The 411-nt window shown below is 40.9% G+C and carries 1 pseudogene; it reads left to right on the top strand.

Features of this window, described 5'->3' with window-relative positions:
- A pseudogene (locus E1I18_RS03685) lies at positions 1 to 411 on the top strand (tRNA uridine-5-carboxymethylaminomethyl(34) synthesis GTPase MnmE); the annotation flags it as partial.

Genomic DNA, 411 nt, shown 5'->3' with positions numbered 1-411 from the left:
CCACGTACGTTTACACGAGAAGATATCGTGGAGATTAACTGTCATGGTGGTATTCTGACAATCAACCGCGTACTTGAATTAACGATGACATATGGCGCAAGAATGGCTGAACCCGGTGAATATACGAAGCGTGCTTTCTTAAATGGTCGTATCGATTTATCACAGGCGGAAGCAGTCATGGACTTTATTCGTTCTAAGACTGACCGGGCGTCTAAAGTAGCAATGAATCAAATTGAAGGGCGTTTAAGTGACTTAGTCAAGCGTCAACGTCAATCGATTTTGGAGATTTTGGCACAAGTCGAAGTGAATATCGATTACCCTGAATATGATGATGTAGAAGACGCGACAACTGAGTTTTTATTAGAACGTTCACAAGAGATTAAACAAGAAATTCAAAAGTTACTCGACACA

It is taken from the genome of Mycoplasmopsis mucosicanis (assembly GCF_006546935.1).
In the GTDB taxonomy this organism is placed as follows: Bacteria; Bacillota_I; Bacilli_A; order Mycoplasmatales; family Metamycoplasmataceae; genus Mycoplasmopsis; species Mycoplasmopsis mucosicanis.
Note: the sequence above shows the minus strand (reverse complement) of the source record. Positions and strands in the feature narration are given on the sequence as shown.